The following is a 17031-nucleotide window of genomic DNA, read 5'->3' as shown; positions in this document are numbered from 1 at the left end:
AGAATGGCTAAGGTATTCGCGATAGCGAACCAAAAGGGTGGTGTGGGCAAGACCACCACCTGCATCAACCTCGCAGCATCGCTGGTCGCGACCAAGCGCCGGGTGCTGTTGATCGATCTCGATCCACAGGGCAACGCCACCATGGGTAGCGGTGTGGATAAACACGGCCTGGAAAATTCGGTCTACGACCTGCTGATCGGCGAATGCGATCTGGCCCAGGCCATGCACTATTCCGAACATGGCGGTTACCAACTGCTGCCGGCCAACCGCGACCTGACCGCGGCCGAAGTGGTGCTGCTGGAAATGCAGATGAAGGAAAGCCGTCTGCGCAGCGCGCTGGCGCCGATCCGCGAAAACTACGATTACATTCTGATCGACTGCCCGCCGTCGCTGTCGATGCTTACGCTGAACGCACTGGTCGCCGCTGATGGGGTCATTATCCCCATGCAGTGTGAGTACTTTGCGCTCGAAGGCTTGAGCGACCTTGTGGATAACATCAAGCGCATCGCCGAACTGCTGAATCCGAACCTGAAAGTCGAAGGGTTACTGCGGACCATGTATGACCCGCGCCTGAGCCTGATGAATGACGTTTCGGCGCAGCTCAAGGAACACTTCGGCGAGCAGCTCTACGACACGGTGATCCCGCGCAACATCCGTCTGGCCGAAGCGCCGAGCTACGGCATGCCGGCGCTGGCCTACGACAAACAATCGCGTGGCGCCCTGGCTTATCTGGCCCTGGCCGGCGAGATGGTTCGCCGTCAGCGCAAAAATTCACGCATCGCCGCCGCTCAGGCAACTTAAGGAATCCCCATGGCCGTCAAGAAACGAGGTCTCGGACGTGGACTGGATGCACTGCTGAGTGGTCCGACCGTCAGCGCGCTGGAAGAACAAGCCGCGCAGGCTGACACCCGTGAGTTGCAACATCTGCCGCTGGATCTGCTGCAGCGCGGTAAATACCAGCCGCGCCGCGACATGGATCCGCAGGCGCTGGAAGAACTGGCAGCGTCGATCAAGGCGCAAGGCGTGATGCAGCCGATCGTGGTGCGCCCGATTGGCGGTGGCCGCTTCGAGATCATCGCTGGTGAACGTCGCTGGCGCGCGAGTCAGCAAGCCGGGCAGGAAACCATCCCGGCGATGGTCCGCGATGTGCCGGATGAAACCGCAATCGCTATTGCGCTGATCGAGAACATCCAGCGCGAAGACCTCAATCCGATCGAAGAAGCGGTGGCCCTGCAGCGTTTGCAGCAGGAGTTCCAGCTCACTCAGCAACAGGTCGCCGAAGCTGTGGGTAAGTCCCGCGTCACTGTGGCTAACCTGTTGCGGCTTATTGCGCTGCCGGAAGTCATCAAGACCATGCTGTCCCATGGCGACCTGGAAATGGGTCATGCCCGTGCATTGCTCGGTCTGCCGGACAATCAACAGGTGGAAGGGGCGCGACATGTTGTCGCACGCGGTCTCACTGTGCGCCAAACTGAGGCACTGGTTCGCCAGTGGTTGAGTGGCAAACCGGAGCCTGTGGAAGCGACCAAACCCGACCCGGATATCGCCCGCCTCGAACAGCGTCTGGCCGAGCGCCTAGGCTCTGCGGTGCAGATTCGCCATGGGAAGAAGGGAAAGGGCCAGTTGGTGATCGGTTACAACTCCCTCGATGAGCTTCAAGGTGTGCTCGCACACATCCGCTGAAACATTTCCTCATGTAGCGCGCAGTCGGAAATCACTACCTGACAGTTGAATAGGGGCAGAACCGCCCCTATACTCTGCGCGCATTTTGTCGGCACAAATTATGCCAAGTTATTGAATTCTGGCAGCCGACCATTGGAGAGCAAACGTGATGGAAACCCGCAAGCCAAACCGCCTGCCGTTCCATCGCCTGGCGGTTTTTCCGGTGTTAATGGCTCAATTTGTCATTTTGCTCATTGCCGCTTTGGCGCTCTGGCAATGGCACGGAGTCGTTGCCGGATACTCGGGACTTTGCGGAGGCCTGATAGCCTTGCTGCCCAATGTTTATTTCGCTCACAAGGCATTTCGGTTTTCCGGCGCCCGAGCAGCCCAGTCCATCGTCCGGTCATTTTATGCCGGCGAGGCAGGCAAACTGATTTTGACGGCAGTGCTCTTTGCACTGGTGTTTGCAGGTGTGAAGCCACTGGCGCCGATAGCTGTATTCGGCGCGTTCGTGCTGACTCAGTCGGTCAGCTGGTTCGCTCCCCTGCTGATGAGAACAAGACTTTCGAGACCTTAGGGCGTTTGAGGCAACCATGGCAGAAACAACCGCTTCGGGCTATATCCAGCACCACTTGCAGAACCTGACCTTCGGTCAGCTACCTAACGGCGGCTGGGGCTTTGCCCATACCGCAGCAGAAGCCAAAGAAATGGGCTTCTGGGCTTTCCACGTCGATACCCTCGGCTGGTCGGTCGCGTTGGGTCTGATCTTCGTACTTCTTTTCCGCATGGCGGCAAAGAAAGCGACTTCGGGTCAGCCGGGTGCTTTGCAGAACTTCGTTGAAGTATTGGTCGAATTCGTCGATGGCAGCGTGAAAGACAGCTTCCATGGCCGTAGCCCGGTGATTGCTCCGCTGGCACTGACCATCTTCGTCTGGGTGTTCCTGATGAACGCCGTCGACCTGGTACCGGTCGACTGGATTCCTCAGCTGGCCATCCTGATCTCCGGTGACCACCACATCCCGTTCCGCGCCGTGTCGACCACCGACCCGAACGCGACCCTGGGCATGGCGTTCTCGGTTTTCGCACTGATCATTTTCTATAGCATCAAGGTCAAGGGCTTCGGCGGCTTCATCGGCGAACTGACCCTGCACCCGTTCGGCAGCAAGAACATCTTCGTTCAAGCCCTGCTGATCCCGGTGAACTTCCTGCTGGAATTCGTGACTCTGATCGCCAAGCCGATCTCTCTGGCTCTGCGTCTGTTCGGCAACATGTATGCCGGCGAGCTGGTGTTCATTCTGATCGCTGTGATGTTCGGCAGCGGCCTGCTCTGGCTGAGCGGCCTGGGCGTTGTTCTGCAGTGGGCGTGGGCTGTGTTCCACATCCTGATCATCACGCTGCAGGCGTTCATCTTCATGATGCTGACCATCGTCTACCTGTCGATGGCGCACGAAGAAAACCATTAAGGCCAGTCTCGACTAGTCTGATGTCCTTCCCGGTCAAACGGGAAGGGGCTCTTCACAGGGCACCTGAAACGATTTGTTTTACCGCTTTAATCTAAAAAACCTAAACCATACGACGTAAAAGTCGGGAGGAAAGATGGAAACTGTAGTTGGTCTAACCGCTATCGCTGTTGCACTGTTGATCGGCCTGGGCGCACTGGGTACCGCAATTGGTTTCGGCCTGCTGGGCGGCAAGTTCCTGGAAGGCGCAGCGCGTCAGCCAGAAATGGTTCCAATGCTGCAAGTTAAAATGTTCATCGTTGCCGGTCTGCTCGACGCCGTAACCATGATCGGTGTTGGTATCGCTCTGTTCTTCACCTTTGCGAACCCGTTCGTTGGTCAGATCGCTGGCTAATTACCCGGATTCTTCCGAGTAATTTGATGTGATGGACAACGTAACTGCGAGGTGTTGGCGTGAACATTAATGCGACCCTGATTGGCCAGTCCGTTGCGTTCCTGATTTTTGTACTGTTCTGCATGAAGTATGTATGGCCTCCGGTCATCGCTGCTCTGCACGAACGTCAAAAGAAGATCGCTGATGGTCTGGACGCTGCCAGCCGTGCAGCTCGCGACCTGGAGTTGGCCCAAGAAAAAGCGGGTCAGCAACTGCGCGAAGCGAAAGCTCAGGCAGCTGAAATCATCGAGCAAGCCAAGAAACGCGGTAACCAGATTGTCGAAGAGGCCGTTGAAAAGGCCCGTGTCGACGCTGACCGTGTGAAGGTTCAGGCTCAAGCCGAGATCGAACAGGAACTGAACAGTGTCAAAGACAAGCTGCGTGCCCAAGTGGGCTTGCTGGCTGTCGGCGGCGCCGAGAAGATCCTGGGTGCCACAATCGATCAAAACGCGCACGCAGAGCTGGTTAACCAACTGGCTGCTGAAATCTAAGCGAGGGCGATCATGGCAGAACTGACCACGTTGGCCCGACCTTACGCTAAGGCGGCCTTCGAGCACGCTCAGGCCCACCAGCAACTGGCCAATTGGTCAGCCATGCTCGGCCTGGCTGCAGCGGTGTCGCAAGACGACACCATGCAGCGCGTGCTCAAGGCCCCGCGACTGACGAGCGCAGAAAAGGCCGCCACGTTTATTGACGTGTGCGGCGACAAGTTTGATGCCAAGGCACAGAACTTCATCAATGTCGTTGCCGAAAACGACCGTCTCCCGCTTCTGCCGGAGATTGCCGCTCTTTTCGACCTGTACAAGGCCGAACAAGAGAAGTCGGTAGACGTTGAAGTGACCAGTGCTTTTGCATTGAACCAAGAACAGCAAGACAAACTCGCCAAGGTTCTCAGTGCACGACTCAACCGGGAAGTGCGCCTGCAAGTTGCGGAGGATGCTGCCCTAATAGGTGGTGTCGTTATCCGCGCCGGCGACCTGGTTATCGATGGCTCGATTCGCGGCAAAATCGCGAAACTTGCCGAAGCATTGAAATCTTGAGTTTGAAGGGGCAGCAGAGCAATGCAGCAACTCAATCCTTCCGAAATAAGTGAAATTATCAAGGGCCGCATCGACAAGCTCGATGTGACCTCCCAAGCCCGTAACGAAGGCACTGTCGTCAGCGTATCTGACGGCATCGTGCGGATTCACGGTCTGGCCGACGTTATGTACGGCGAGATGATCGAGTTTCCGGGCGGCGTCTACGGTATGGCCCTCAACCTGGAGCAAGACTCCGTAGGTGCCGTTGTACTGGGCGCTTACCAGTCTCTGGCTGAAGGCATGAGCGCCAAGTGCACTGGCCGCATCCTCGAAGTTCCGGTTGGTAAGGAACTGCTGGGTCGCGTAGTCGACGCACTGGGTAACCCTGTTGACGGCAAAGGTCCACTGGGCAACACCGAGACCGACGCGGTCGAGAAAGTTGCACCGGGCGTGATCTGGCGTAAGTCGGTAGACCAGCCTGTACAGACTGGCTACAAGGCTGTCGATGCCATGATCCCTGTCGGCCGTGGCCAGCGTGAGCTGATCATCGGTGACCGTCAGATCGGTAAAACCGCTCTGGCGATCGACGCGATCATCAACCAGAAAGACAGCGGCATTTTCTGCGTCTACGTAGCTATCGGTCAGAAGCAATCGACCATCGCCAACGTGGTTCGCAAGCTGGAAGAAAACGGCGCCCTGGCCAACACGATCATCGTGGCTGCCAGTGCTTCGGAATCTCCTGCGCTGCAATTCCTGGCACCGTACTCCGGTTGCACCATGGGTGAATTCTTCCGCGACCGCGGTGAAGACGCGCTGATCGTTTATGACGATCTGTCCAAGCAAGCAGTGGCTTACCGCCAGATTTCCCTGCTGCTGCGCCGTCCACCAGGCCGTGAAGCTTACCCAGGCGACGTGTTCTATCTCCACTCCCGTCTGCTGGAGCGCGCATCCCGCGTTTCGGAAGAATACGTAGAGAAGTTCACCAACGGCGCAGTGACCGGCAAAACCGGTTCCCTGACCGCACTGCCGATCATCGAAACCCAGGCTGGCGACGTTTCCGCGTTCGTTCCGACCAACGTGATTTCCATCACCGACGGTCAGATCTTCCTGGAATCGGCCATGTTCAACTCGGGCATCCGTCCTGCAGTGAACGCCGGTGTTTCGGTATCCCGTGTGGGTGGTGCCGCTCAGACCAAGATCATCAAGAAGCTGTCCGGTGGTATCCGTACCGCTCTGGCTCAGTACCGTGAACTGGCGGCATTCGCCCAGTTCGCTTCTGACCTGGACGAAGCGACCCGTAAGCAACTTGAGCATGGTCAGCGCGTTACCGAGCTGATGAAGCAGAAGCAATACGCACCAATGTCGATCGCTGACATGGCGCTGTCGCTGTATGCCGCTGAGCGTGGGTTCCTGACTGACATTGAAATCGCCAAGATCGGCAGCTTCGAACAAGCGCTGATTGCTTTCTTCAACCGCGATCACGCCGATTTGATGGCCAAGATCAACGTTAAAGGTGACTTCAATGACGAAATCGACGCTGGCATGAAAGCCGGTATCGAGAAGTTCAAGGCCACCCAAACCTGGTAAGCCGCAGCGGGAGCCGCGAGGCTCCCGCTTGCTAACCTGATAGGTGTTACATGGCAGGCGCAAAAGAGATTCGCAGTAAGATTGCGAGCATCAAAAGCACGCAAAAGATTACCAGCGCCATGGAAAAAGTGGCGGTCAGCAAAATGCGCAAGGCACAAATGCGCATGGCTGCTAGCCGTCCTTATGCGGAGCGTATCCGCCAGGTTATTGGGCATCTGGCCAACGCCAACCCGGAATACCGCCACCCGTTCATGATCGACCGCGAAATCAAGCGCGTTGGTTATGTTGTGGTGAGCAGTGACCGTGGTCTGTGCGGCGGCTTGAACACCAACCTGTTCAAGGCCCTGGTCAAGGACATGGCGGTAAACCGCGAAAACGGCGTCGAGATTGATCTGTGTGTCGTTGGTAGCAAGGGTGCGGCCTTTTTCCGCAACTTCGGCGGTAACGTCGTTGCAGCTATCAGCCACCTGGGTGAAGAGCCGTCGATCAATGATCTGATCGGCAGCGTCAAGGTGATGCTGGATGCCTACCTGGACGGCCGTATTGACCGCCTGTCCGTGGTGTCCAACAAGTTCATCAACACCATGACGCAACAGCCTACCGTGGAGCAGTTGATTCCACTGGTGGCAACCCCGGATCAGGATCTCAAGCACCACTGGGACTATCTCTACGAACCGGATGCCAAAGAGCTGCTTGACGGCTTGATGGTCCGCTACGTTGAGTCGCAGGTCTACCAGGCGGTGGTCGAGAACAACGCGGCTGAACAAGCTGCGCGGATGATCGCGATGAAGAACGCTACCGACAACGCCGGTGATTTGATCAGCGATTTGCAGCTGATCTACAACAAGGCGCGTCAGGCTGCGATCACCCAAGAGATCTCGGAAATCGTCGGCGGCGCTGCCGCGGTTTAACGGTTCAAATATTCAGAGGATCCAGCTATGAGTAGCGGACGTATCGTTCAAATCATCGGCGCCGTTATCGACGTGGAATTTCCACGCGACAGCGTACCGAGCATCTACAACGCGCTGAAAGTAGTGAGCGCGGCTGAAACCACTCTGGAAGTTCAGCAACAGCTGGGCGACGGCGTGGTTCGCACCATTGCGATGGGTTCCACCGAGGGCTTGAAGCGCGGTCTGGAAGTTACCGACTCTGGCGCAGCCATCTCCGTACCGGTCGGTAAAGCGACCCTGGGCCGGATCATGGACGTCCTCGGTAACCCGATCGACGAAGCTGGCCCGATCGACACCGAAGAGCGTTGGGGCATTCACCGTCCAGCGCCTTCGTTCGCTGAGCAAGCAGGCGGCAACGACCTGCTGGAAACCGGCATCAAGGTTATCGACCTGGTTTGCCCGTTTGCCAAAGGCGGTAAAGTCGGTCTGTTCGGTGGTGCCGGTGTAGGCAAAACCGTAAACATGATGGAACTGATCCGTAACATCGCCATCGAGCACAGCGGTTATTCCGTGTTCGCCGGTGTGGGTGAGCGTACTCGTGAGGGTAACGACTTCTACCACGAGATGAAGGATTCCAACGTTCTGGACAAAGTGGCACTGGTTTACGGTCAGATGAACGAGCCGCCGGGTAACCGTCTGCGCGTAGCACTGACCGGCCTGACCATGGCCGAGAAGTTCCGTGACGAAGGTAACGACGTTCTGCTGTTCGTCGACAACATCTATCGTTACACCCTGGCCGGTACTGAAGTATCCGCACTGCTGGGCCGTATGCCTTCGGCAGTAGGTTACCAGCCGACCCTGGCTGAAGAGATGGGCGTTCTGCAAGAACGTATCACTTCGACCAAGGAAGGTTCGATCACTTCGATCCAAGCGGTATACGTACCTGCGGATGACTTGACCGACCCGTCGCCAGCGACCACCTTCGCCCACTTGGACGCCACCGTCGTTCTGTCCCGTGACATCGCTTCCCTGGGTATCTACCCAGCGGTAGATCCACTGGATTCGACTTCGCGCCAGCTGGACCCGAACGTAATCGGCCAGGACCACTACGACACCGCTCGCGGCGTTCAGTACGTTCTGCAACGTTACAAAGAGCTGAAGGACATCATCGCGATCCTGGGTATGGACGAGCTGTCGGAAGCCGACAAGCAGTTGGTAAACCGTGCTCGTAAGATCCAGCGCTTCTTGTCGCAGCCGTTCTTCGTGGCTGAAGTCTTCACCGGTGCTTCGGGTAAATACGTTTCCCTGAAAGACACTATTGCTGGCTTCAAAGGCATCCTCAACGGTGACTACGACCACCTGCCAGAACAAGCGTTCTACATGGTTGGCGGCATCGAAGAAGCGATCGAGAAAGCCAAGAAACTGTAATCCCGGCGCCCGGCAACGGGCGCTAATTTAGGTTGAGGCAATCAGATGGCTATGACAGTCCATTGCGATATCGTCAGCGCGGAAGGGGAAATCTTTTCCGGCCTGGTCGAGATGGTGATTGCGCACGGTGCACTGGGTGATCTTGGTATCGCTCTGGGTCACGCGCCGCTGATCACTAATCTGAAGCCAGGTCCGATCCGCCTGATCAAGCAAGGCGGGGAAGCCGAGGTGTTCTACATCTCCGGTGGTTTCCTCGAGGTTCAGCCGAACATGGTCAAGGTGCTTGCCGATACCGTGCAACGCGCCGCCGACCTGGATGAAGCTCAAGCCCAGGCAGCTCTCAAGGCTGCCGAAGCTGCTCTGCACGAGAAGAGCGCAGATTTCGACTACGGAGCTGCGTCCGCACGTCTGGCCGAGGCTGCAGCTCAGCTGCGCACCGTCCAGCAGATCCGCAAGAAGTTTGGCGGTTAATCCGTCAGCCGCTTGTTGTGCGATTGATAAAAAAGGGTAGCCTCGGCTACCCTTTTTTCTTTTCCGAATTCCCGAAACCCGGTCGCAGTTGCTGACCACCCAGGATTGGTAGCCAGTCATGTCTCTTGAAATCGTTATCCTCGCGGCCGGTCAAGGCACTCGTATGCGTTCGGCACTGCCGAAAGTGCTGCATCCGATTGCCGGCAACTCCATGCTGGGTCATGTTATCCACAGCGCCCGGCAACTTGATCCGCAACGCATTCATGTGGTGATCGGTCACGGCGCCGACGTGGTGCGCGAGCGACTGGCTGCCGACGATCTGAATTTCGTCCTGCAGGACAAGCAACTCGGCACCGGCCACGCCACCGCTCAAGCGGTGCCGTTCATTACTGCCGACACCGTGCTGATCCTCTACGGGGACGTGCCGCTGATCGAAGTCGAAACCCTGCAGCGTCTGCTCAAGCACGTCGTGCCTGGACAGATGGGCTTGCTCACCGTCGAGCTGGATGACCCGACCGGTTACGGCCGCATCGTGCGCGATATCGACGGTAAGGTGGCCGCAATCGTTGAGCACAAAGATGCCAGCGAAGCGCAACGCGCAATTACTGAAGGCAACACCGGCATTCTTGCTGTCCCGGCCAATCGTCTGGCTGACTGGATGAGCCGTCTGTCGAACAACAATGCGCAGGGCGAGTACTACCTGACCGACGTGATCGAGATGGCTGTCAGTGATGGTCTGGTGGTCGCCACCGAGCAACCGCACGACCCAATGGAAGTGCAGGGCGCCAACGATCGCAAGCAACTGTCTGAGCTGGAGCGTCATTACCAGTTGCGCGCTGGTCGTCGGTTGATGACGCAAGGCGTCACCCTGCGTGACCCGGCGCGCTTTGACGTGCGTGGTGAAGTGACCGTCGGTCGCGATGTGCTGATTGACATCAACGTGATCCTCGAAGGCAACGTTGTCATCGAAGATGACGTGGTGATCGGCCCGAACTGCGTGATCAAGGACAGCACCCTGCGCAAAGGCGTGGTCATCAAAGCCAACAGTCATATCGAAGGTGCCGTACTGGGCGAGGGCAGTGATGCCGGCCCGTTCGCGCGTCTGCGTCCAGGCACCGTGCTTGAAGCGGGCGCACATGTGGGTAACTTCGTTGAGCTGAAAAATGCCCGCATGGGCGAAGGCGCCAAGGCGGGACACCTGACTTATCTGGGCGATGCCGAGATCGGTGCCCGTACCAACATCGGCGCCGGCACCATCACCTGCAACTACGATGGCGCCAACAAGTGGAAAACCGTGCTGGGTGCAGATGTGTTCATCGGTTCCAATAATTCGCTGGTCGCGCCTGTGGATATCTCCGACGGTGCATCCACGGCGGCCGGCTCGACGATTACGCAGAATGTGGATAACGCGCAGTTGGCCGTGGGCCGAGCGCGGCAGAGAAATATCGACGGCTGGAAGCGGCCGGAGAAGATCAAGAAGAGCTGAGTTATCCACAGCGGTTTTTTGAAGATCAAGAGATCGCAGCCTTCGGCAGCTCCTACGGGAATGTTGAAGGCTGCGATTTTTTTTGGGTGACAGCTTGACGATTTAGAGCCGATAGGTTTTGATTGCTTCCGTTATCTTTCGAAACGAAACTTAAGTCGCCATGTCGAAACGCAACACGCCGCAACGCCGCCACAACATCCTCGCCTTGCTCAACGAGCAGGGCGAAGTCAGTGTGGATGAACTGGCCAAGCGCTTCGAAACCTCGGAAGTTACGATTCGCAAGGATCTCGCCGCGCTGGAAAGCCACGGTCTGTTGCTGCGCCGCTACGGCGGGGCGATCACCATGCCGCAGGAACTGGTCGCGGAAACCGCGCAGAGCGTTTCCAAGTACAAACAGGCCATCGCCCGCGCGGCGGTGAAACGCATCCGCGAGCACGCGCGCATCATCATCGACAGCGGTAGCACCACTGCCGCGATGATCCCCGAACTTGGCCAGCAGCCGGGTTTGGTGGTGATGACCAATTCCCTGCACGTCGCCAATGCCTTGAGCGAACTCGAACACGAGCCTGTGCTGTTGATGACTGGCGGCACCTGGGATCCGCATTCGGAATCCTTTCAGGGCCAGGTCGCCGAGCAGGTACTACGCTCTTACGACTTCGACCAGTTGTTCATTGGCGCCGACGGTATCGATCTGGTGCGCGGCACGACGACTTTCAATGAATTGCTGGGACTGAGCCGGGTCATGGCCGAGGTGGCGCGAGAAGTCATCGTCATGGTCGAGGCCGACAAGATCGGTCGCAAGATTCCCAATCTGGAACTGCCGTGGAGCAGCGTCCATACCCTCATTACCGATGATCGCCTGCCTATCGAAGCGCGCGATCAGATACAGGCCCGCGGTATCACCGTGATTTGCGCGGCTGTCAGTCAGGAGAAATAAGCATGTGTGGAATTGTCGGCGCAGTTGCTGAACGTAATATCACCGCCATCCTGCTCGAAGGCCTCAAGCGCCTTGAATACCGCGGCTACGACAGCGCCGGTGTCGCGGTCTTCACCAACGACGAAACCCTCGAGCGCATGCGTCGCCCGGGTAAAGTCAGCGAGCTCGAAGCGGCGCTGGCCGAACACCCACTGGTGGGCCGTCTCGGCATTGCTCACACCCGTTGGGCCACCCACGGCGCTCCTTGCGAGCGTAACGCACACCCGCATTTCTCCGGCGACATCGCGGTGGTGCACAACGGCATCATCGAAAACCACGAAGCCCTGCGCGAACAACTGAAAGCGCTGGGTTACGTGTTTACTTCGGATACCGACACCGAAGTTATCGCCCATCTGCTCAACCACAAGCTCAAGGACCAGCCAGACCTGAGCGTTGCGCTAAAAGCGACGGTGAAGGAATTGCACGGTGCTTACGGTCTGGCGGTGATCAATGCCAAACAGCCTGATCGTCTGGTCGCCGCGCGCAGTGGCAGCCCATTGGTGATCGGTCTGGGTCTGGGCGAGAATTTCCTCGCCTCTGACCAATTGGCCCTGCGTCAGGTCACCGACCGGTTCATGTATCTGGAAGAAGGCGATATCGCCGAAATTCGCCGCGATAACGTGCAGATCTGGGACATCAACGGCAATGCCGTCGAGCGCCAGACCGTGCAGTACAGCGATGGTGCTGAAGCTGCCGACAAAGGTGAATACCGCCACTACATGCTCAAGGAAATCCACGAGCAACCGGCCGTTGTACAACGAACCCTCGAAGGTCGCCTGAGCAACGATCAGGTGCTGGTGCAAGCGTTCGGCCCACAAGCGGCCGAACTGTTCGCCAAAGTCCGCAACGTGCAGATCGTCGCGTGCGGCACCAGTTATCACGCGGGTCTGGTCGCGCGGTACTGGCTCGAAGAATTGGCCGGCATTCCGTGCCAAGTCGAAGTCGCCAGCGAATTCCGCTACCGCAAAGTGGTGGTGCAGCCGGACACCTTATTCGTGACCATCTCGCAGTCCGGCGAAACCGCCGACACCCTGGCGGCGCTGCGCAATGCCAAGGAACTGGGCTTCCTCGCCAGCCTGGCCATCTGCAACGTTGGCATCAGCTCGCTGGTGCGCGAATCCGACCTGACCCTGCTGACCCAGGCCGGCCGCGAAATCGGCGTCGCCTCGACTAAAGCCTTCACCACGCAACTGGTCGGCCTGTTGCTGCTGACTCTGTCGCTGGGTCAAGTACGCGGGACGTTAGCCGAGGGCGTTGAAGCGCGTCTGGTCGAGGAACTGCGTCGTCTGCCAACCCGTCTCGGTGAAGCATTGGCCATGGACAGCACCGTGGAAAAAATCGCCGAGCTGTTCGCCGAGAAGAACCACACGCTATTTCTCGGTCGTGGTGCGCAATTCCCGGTAGCAATGGAAGGCGCCTTGAAACTCAAGGAAATCTCCTACATCCACGCCGAAGCCTACCCGGCCGGCGAACTGAAACACGGCCCGCTGGCGCTTGTGGATAACGATATGCCGGTGGTTACCGTCGCGCCGAACAACGAACTGCTGGAAAAGCTCAAATCCAACCTGCAGGAAGTCCGTGCCCGTGGCGGTGAACTGATCGTATTCGCCGATGAGAAAGCCGGGATGACCAACGGCGAAGGCACCCACGTGGTGCAGATGCCGCACATCCACGACATCCTCTCGCCGATCCTCTACACGATTCCGCTGCAGTTGCTGTCGTACTACGTGGCGGTACTCAAGGGCACGGACGTCGATCAGCCGCGTAACCTGGCGAAGTCGGTGACGGTGGAATAAGTTATCCACAGCTGACCTACGCACAAAAAATCGCAGCTTCGGCTGCGATTTTTGTATCTGACTCGAGAGGCACCATGGACCGCTTCCAGGAAATGCACATCTTCACCACCGTCGCCCAAGAGCAAGGCTTCTCCTCTGCCGCGCGGCGTCTGGGTTTGTCAGCGGCCAGCGTCACGCGTGCGGTGGCGGCGCTGGAGTTGCGCATCGGCACGCAGTTGCTGATTCGTACTACGCGCAGTGTGCATTTGAGCGAAGCCGGGCAGCGTTATCTGGAGGATTGTCGGAGGATTCTCGCTGAGGTGCAGGAAGCCGAGGATTCGGCAGCGGGCAGTCATGCCGAGCCGCGTGGGCAACTGACGGTCACAGCGCCGGTGTTGTTCGGTGATTTGTTTGTGACGCCGCTGATGGCGCGTTATCTGGCGCAGTATCCGGATGTCACGATCAATGCGGTACTGGTTGATCGGATCGTCAACATGGTCGAGGAGGGCATCGATGTGGCGGTGCGCATCGGTGATCTGCCGGACAGCAGTCAGCATGCTGTTCGCGTGGGTGAGGTGCGTAGGGTCATTTGCGGCTCGCCGGACTACTTTGCCAAATATGGCCGACCGGCTCATCCCCACGCGTTGGCGGGCGCGCCAGTGGTGGCGACTTCAGCGATTGGCCAGCAACGCAGTTGGCCGTTTCTCGACGCGGGTGAACCGCTTAGCGTGCGTCCTGAGCCGCGTCTGATCGTGACCGCCAATCAGGCAGCGATTACCGCAGCCTGCATGGGGCTGGGCTTGACTCGGGTGCTGTCTTATCAAGTTGCCAGCAAAATCGCGACCGGTGAGCTGGAAATCGTCCTCGCTGAATTTGAACTGCCGACATTGCCGATCCATGTGGTGTATCAGGGAGGGCGCAAGGCGCCTGCGCGGATCCGCAGTTTTGTCGATTTCACCGCCAACGCTTTGCGCGAACATCCTGCTTTGAAAGGCGCTGCGTTATTGCACCCGATGAAATAATCGATTGCAGTTGCTGGTGATTCTGTTGTTTTCGCGATCAGCGCAAGATGGCCTCCATCGGCGCTCTCATCCTCGCAGCGGCGCCACTGTTCAGCGGAGTCGACCATGCAAGCGATCAAACTCTACAACTTTCCACGTTCCGGCCACGCCCACCGTGTCGAGCTGATGTTGTCCCTGTTGCAACTGCCGACCGAGCTGATCTTCGTCGATCTGGCCAAAGGAGAGCACAAGCAGCCGGCGTATCTGGCGATCAACAGTTTCGGCCAGGTGCCGGCCATCGATGACGACGGTGTGGTGCTGGCCGACTCCAACGCGATTCTGGTGTATCTGGCGCAGAAATACGGCCATGGCCGTTGGCTGCCAACCGACCCGGTCGGCGCCGCACGGGTGCAGCGCTGGTTGTCGGCCTCAGCCGGACCGATCGCTTTCGGGCCCGCTGCAGCGCGACTGGTCACGGTGTTTGGCGCACAACTGAATGCGGACGAGGCAATCACCCGGGCGCACAACCTGCTCAAAGTGATGGACATCGAGTTGGGCAAAACCGCGTACCTGGCCGGCGACGAACCGACCATTGCCGACGTTTCTGCCTACAGTTACATCGCCCACGCACCGGAAGGCAACGTGTCACTGGACGACTACGCTAACGTCCGCGCCTGGCTGGCGCGGGTTGAAGCCTTGCCTGGTTTCGTCGGCATGCCGCGTACGGTTGCCGGTCTGCAAACCACTGCCTGATTTTCGCAATCGACACTGCGCCGACGGTGCAGGGGAGAGGTCGTGATGGAACGTTCACCGTGGCACGCTGGCGAACAGCAATTGCAGGCCCATGTCGGCGTTGCCGATCGTATGGAAGCCTTCGGGCGTAAGGTGATTCGCACCTGGATGCCGGATCAGCACCGAGAGTTCTATCAGCAACTGCCTTTCATGCTGTACGGCGCAGTCGATGCGCAGGGGATGCCGTGGGCCAGTGTGCTCGAAGGTGCGCCGGGGTTTGCCCGTTCGCCGGATCCCGAGCATTTGCATTTCGCCAGCCAGCCTGCTGCCGATGACCCGGCGCAACTGCGCAATGGCGAGCCGATCGGTTTACTCGGCATCGAATTGCATACCCGCCGGCGCAATCGCCTCAACGGCCATGTCGGCAATCTGAGCGCTGATGGTTTTGAAGTAAGCGTGGATCAGGCCTTCGGCAACTGCCCGCAATACATTCAACTGCGCCAGTTTCAGCGGGTGCCGCTGACGGATCCGCGGACACGCCCGGCTGAGCATCTGCACGGCCTCGATGACGCGGCCGTTGCGCTGATCACTGGCGCCGATACGTTTTTCGTCGCCAGTTATGTGGATGTCGAGGGCCAGCGTGCGGTGGATGTTTCCCACCGGGGTGGCCAGGCCGGTTTCGTCCGTGTGAAAGGCAATCGTCTTACCATCCCTGACTTTGCCGGCAATCTGCATTTCAACACCCTCGGCAATCTGCTGCTCAATCCCAAGGCCGGCTTGCTGTTCATCGACTTTTCCACAGGTGATCTGCTGCAACTCAGCGGGCGTACCGAGATCCTTCTCGATGACCCGCAGATCGAAGCCTTTCAAGGTGCGGAACGGCTGTGGACATTTGAGGTGGAAAAACTGGTGCGGCGCCCCGCAGCCCTGGCATTGCGCTGGCGCTTCGACGGCATGTCGCCGACCAGTCTTTTGACCGGTAACTGGGCCGAAGCCGATGCGCGTTTGCAGGCGCAGGCGCTGGGCAATCAATGGCGGCCGTTGCGCGTGGCGAAGATTGAGGCGGAAAGCCGCAGCATCCGTTCAATCTATCTGGAGCCAACCGATGGCGCCGGTTTGCCGGTGTTTCTCGCGGGCCAGCATTTGCCACTGCGTTTCACCCTGGACGGTGAGGTGCATATCCGTACCTATAGTCTTTCGAGTGCGCCATCGGATGGTTTCTACCGGATCAGCGTGAAGCGCGAAGGGCTGATTTCCTCGCACCTGCATGAGCAGATTCGCGTTGGTGATGTGCTCGAGGCGCGGGCGCCGCAGGGGCATTTCACCGTGGCGCCGCTGGAACAGCGACCGTTGGTGCTGCTGGCTGCCGGGGTCGGCATCACGCCGTTGCTGTCGATGTTGCGCGAGGTTGTGTACCAGGGCTTGCGCACGCGGGGGATTCGTCCGACGTTGTTGCTGCAGAGTTCGCGCAGTCTGGCGGATCAGCCATTTCGAAAGGAGCTGGATCGTTTGCTCGAAACCGCAGGCGATTCTGTACGAGTGCTGCGTTTGCTCAGCCAGCCGGAAGCCGATCTGCAAGAGGGCGAGGATTTCGATGTGCATGGGCGCATCGACGGCGCGGTGCTGAGGAACCTGCTGGAGGCCGAGGATTTCGATCAGCTCGACTTTGTGCTCTGTGGCCCTGGTGGTTTTACCCAAGGGTTGTACGACACCCTGCGCGAACTGGATGTGCGCGACGCGCAGATTCACGCGGAAACCTTTGGCCCGTCGACGCTGAAACGTCAGGCCGATCCGGACGCGATTGTCATCGAACAACCGCCTGCGGCGACCACTTCGGTGCCGGTGGTGTTCGAGCGTTCGGCAAAAGAGGCGCGCTGGCAGCCCGATGGCGGGAGTTTGCTGGAGTTGGCGGAAAGCCGCGGATTGCGTCCGGAGTTCAGTTGCCGCGGTGGTTCGTGCGGTACCTGCAAGACCCGGCTGGTCAGTGGTGCGGTGAATTATCCACAGGTGCCGGCGGATATTCCGGAAGCGGGGCACGTGCTGATTTGTTGTGCAGTTCCGGCACAAAGCAATCAGCCGCTGGTACTGGATCTGTAGCTACTTTCCTGCGA

General features: G+C 58.6%; 17 protein-coding genes. All 17 read left to right on the top strand.

The window, feature by feature from the left end; translation table 11 throughout:
* The first annotated feature begins 3 nt into the window (after positions 1-3).
* The 17 genes from J0G10_RS00930 to J0G10_RS00850 all read left to right on the top strand — a co-directional run bounded on the left by J0G10_RS00930 (position 4) and on the right by J0G10_RS00850 (position 17017).
* Complete coding sequence (locus tag J0G10_RS00930; protein WP_007911909.1) at positions 4-801, top strand: ParA family protein; 798 nt, start codon at positions 4-6, stop codon at positions 799-801.
* 9 nt (positions 802-810) lie between these two features.
* Complete coding sequence (locus J0G10_RS00925) at positions 811-1683, top strand: ParB/RepB/Spo0J family partition protein (RefSeq protein ID WP_034152184.1); 873 nt, start codon at positions 811-813, stop codon at positions 1681-1683.
* Between the two features lie 148 nt (positions 1684-1831).
* Positions 1832-2239, top strand: coding sequence for a F0F1 ATP synthase subunit I (locus tag J0G10_RS00920; protein ID WP_003229783.1), 408 nt, complete (start codon positions 1832-1834; stop codon positions 2237-2239).
* Positions 2240-2255: 16 nt separating this feature from the next.
* On the top strand, positions 2256-3125 hold the full coding sequence (atpB, locus tag J0G10_RS00915) for a F0F1 ATP synthase subunit A (protein WP_007911917.1): 870 nt from the start codon (positions 2256-2258) through the stop codon (positions 3123-3125).
* Positions 3126-3258: 133 nt separating this feature from the next.
* Positions 3259-3516 carry a F0F1 ATP synthase subunit C gene (gene atpE / locus J0G10_RS00910; protein ID WP_003097235.1) on the top strand — a complete coding sequence of 86 codons (258 nt, stop codon included), beginning with the start codon at positions 3259-3261 and terminating at the stop codon, positions 3514-3516.
* Between the two features lie 59 nt (positions 3517-3575).
* Positions 3576-4046, top strand: a complete 471-nt coding sequence (locus tag J0G10_RS00905; RefSeq protein ID WP_003229781.1) for a F0F1 ATP synthase subunit B — start codon at positions 3576-3578, stop codon at positions 4044-4046.
* A 12-nt stretch (positions 4047-4058) separates the two neighbouring features.
* Positions 4059-4595, top strand: a complete 537-nt coding sequence (locus J0G10_RS00900) for a F0F1 ATP synthase subunit delta (RefSeq protein WP_007911956.1) — start codon at positions 4059-4061, stop codon at positions 4593-4595.
* Between the two features lie 21 nt (positions 4596-4616).
* Entirely contained in the window at positions 4617-6161 is a 1545-nt protein-coding gene (gene atpA, locus J0G10_RS00895) for a F0F1 ATP synthase subunit alpha (RefSeq protein WP_016984064.1), read from the top strand.
* A 50-nt stretch (positions 6162-6211) separates the two neighbouring features.
* On the top strand, positions 6212-7072 hold the full coding sequence (gene atpG / locus J0G10_RS00890; protein ID WP_007911960.1) for a F0F1 ATP synthase subunit gamma: 861 nt from the start codon (positions 6212-6214) through the stop codon (positions 7070-7072).
* A gap of 27 nt (positions 7073-7099) precedes the next feature.
* Entirely contained in the window at positions 7100-8479 is a 1380-nt protein-coding gene (gene atpD / locus J0G10_RS00885; protein WP_007911961.1) for a F0F1 ATP synthase subunit beta, read from the top strand.
* A gap of 45 nt (positions 8480-8524) precedes the next feature.
* Positions 8525-8950, top strand: a complete 426-nt coding sequence (locus tag J0G10_RS00880; RefSeq protein WP_007954164.1) for a F0F1 ATP synthase subunit epsilon — start codon at positions 8525-8527, stop codon at positions 8948-8950.
* Between the two features lie 118 nt (positions 8951-9068).
* A complete protein-coding gene (gene glmU, locus J0G10_RS00875) occupies positions 9069-10436 on the top strand; it encodes a bifunctional UDP-N-acetylglucosamine diphosphorylase/glucosamine-1-phosphate N-acetyltransferase GlmU (RefSeq protein WP_095125081.1) in 1368 nt (455 codons plus the stop codon).
* Between the two features lie 160 nt (positions 10437-10596).
* Positions 10597-11373: a DeoR/GlpR family DNA-binding transcription regulator gene (locus tag J0G10_RS00870; protein ID WP_007911964.1), complete on the top strand. Its 777-nt coding sequence runs from the start codon at positions 10597-10599 to the stop codon at positions 11371-11373.
* Between the two features lie 2 nt (positions 11374-11375).
* Positions 11376-13208 carry a glutamine--fructose-6-phosphate transaminase (isomerizing) gene (glmS, locus tag J0G10_RS00865; protein WP_220557222.1) on the top strand — a complete coding sequence of 611 codons (1833 nt, stop codon included), beginning with the start codon at positions 11376-11378 and terminating at the stop codon, positions 13206-13208.
* 74 nt (positions 13209-13282) lie between these two features.
* Entirely contained in the window at positions 13283-14209 is a 927-nt protein-coding gene (locus J0G10_RS00860; protein WP_093429557.1) for a LysR family transcriptional regulator, read from the top strand.
* A 105-nt stretch (positions 14210-14314) separates the two neighbouring features.
* On the top strand, positions 14315-14941 hold the full coding sequence (locus J0G10_RS00855; RefSeq protein WP_220557221.1) for a glutathione S-transferase family protein: 627 nt from the start codon (positions 14315-14317) through the stop codon (positions 14939-14941).
* A gap of 45 nt (positions 14942-14986) precedes the next feature.
* Positions 14987-17017, top strand: a complete 2031-nt coding sequence (locus J0G10_RS00850; RefSeq protein ID WP_220557220.1) for a pyridoxamine 5'-phosphate oxidase family protein — start codon at positions 14987-14989, stop codon at positions 17015-17017.
* Positions 17018-17031: the final 14 nt, after the last annotated feature.

The organism is Pseudomonas germanica, from assembly GCF_019614655.1.
Classification (GTDB): Bacteria; Pseudomonadota; Gammaproteobacteria; order Pseudomonadales; family Pseudomonadaceae; genus Aquipseudomonas; species Aquipseudomonas neuropathica.
The sequence above is the reverse complement of the archived record's forward strand: the minus strand, read 5'-3'. Positions and strand labels throughout refer to the sequence as shown.

What these genes read in the sequence shown, in the direction of transcription:
- J0G10_RS00860 (WP_093429557.1), top strand. Translation starts at nt 13,283, where the DNA reads ATGGACCGCTTCCAGGAAATGCACATCTTCACCACCGTCGCCCAAGAG.
- J0G10_RS00900 (WP_007911956.1), top strand. Translation starts at nt 4,059, where the DNA reads ATGGCAGAACTGACCACGTTGGCCCGACCTTACGCTAAGGCGGCCTTC.
- J0G10_RS00925 (WP_034152184.1), top strand. Translation starts at nt 811, where the DNA reads ATGGCCGTCAAGAAACGAGGTCTCGGACGTGGACTGGATGCACTGCTG.
- J0G10_RS00855 (WP_220557221.1), top strand. Translation starts at nt 14,315, where the DNA reads ATGCAAGCGATCAAACTCTACAACTTTCCACGTTCCGGCCACGCCCAC.
- J0G10_RS00930 (WP_007911909.1), top strand. Translation starts at nt 4, where the DNA reads ATGGCTAAGGTATTCGCGATAGCGAACCAAAAGGGTGGTGTGGGCAAG.
- glmS (WP_220557222.1), top strand. Translation starts at nt 11,376, where the DNA reads ATGTGTGGAATTGTCGGCGCAGTTGCTGAACGTAATATCACCGCCATC.
- atpB (WP_007911917.1), top strand. Translation starts at nt 2,256, where the DNA reads ATGGCAGAAACAACCGCTTCGGGCTATATCCAGCACCACTTGCAGAAC.
- atpD (WP_007911961.1), top strand. Translation starts at nt 7,100, where the DNA reads ATGAGTAGCGGACGTATCGTTCAAATCATCGGCGCCGTTATCGACGTG.
- atpE (WP_003097235.1), top strand. Translation starts at nt 3,259, where the DNA reads ATGGAAACTGTAGTTGGTCTAACCGCTATCGCTGTTGCACTGTTGATC.
- J0G10_RS00920 (WP_003229783.1), top strand. Translation starts at nt 1,832, where the DNA reads ATGGAAACCCGCAAGCCAAACCGCCTGCCGTTCCATCGCCTGGCGGTT.
- J0G10_RS00880 (WP_007954164.1), top strand. Translation starts at nt 8,525, where the DNA reads ATGGCTATGACAGTCCATTGCGATATCGTCAGCGCGGAAGGGGAAATC.
- atpA (WP_016984064.1), top strand. Translation starts at nt 4,617, where the DNA reads ATGCAGCAACTCAATCCTTCCGAAATAAGTGAAATTATCAAGGGCCGC.
- glmU (WP_095125081.1), top strand. Translation starts at nt 9,069, where the DNA reads ATGTCTCTTGAAATCGTTATCCTCGCGGCCGGTCAAGGCACTCGTATG.
- J0G10_RS00850 (WP_220557220.1), top strand. Translation starts at nt 14,987, where the DNA reads ATGGAACGTTCACCGTGGCACGCTGGCGAACAGCAATTGCAGGCCCAT.
- atpG (WP_007911960.1), top strand. Translation starts at nt 6,212, where the DNA reads ATGGCAGGCGCAAAAGAGATTCGCAGTAAGATTGCGAGCATCAAAAGC.
- J0G10_RS00870 (WP_007911964.1), top strand. Translation starts at nt 10,597, where the DNA reads ATGTCGAAACGCAACACGCCGCAACGCCGCCACAACATCCTCGCCTTG.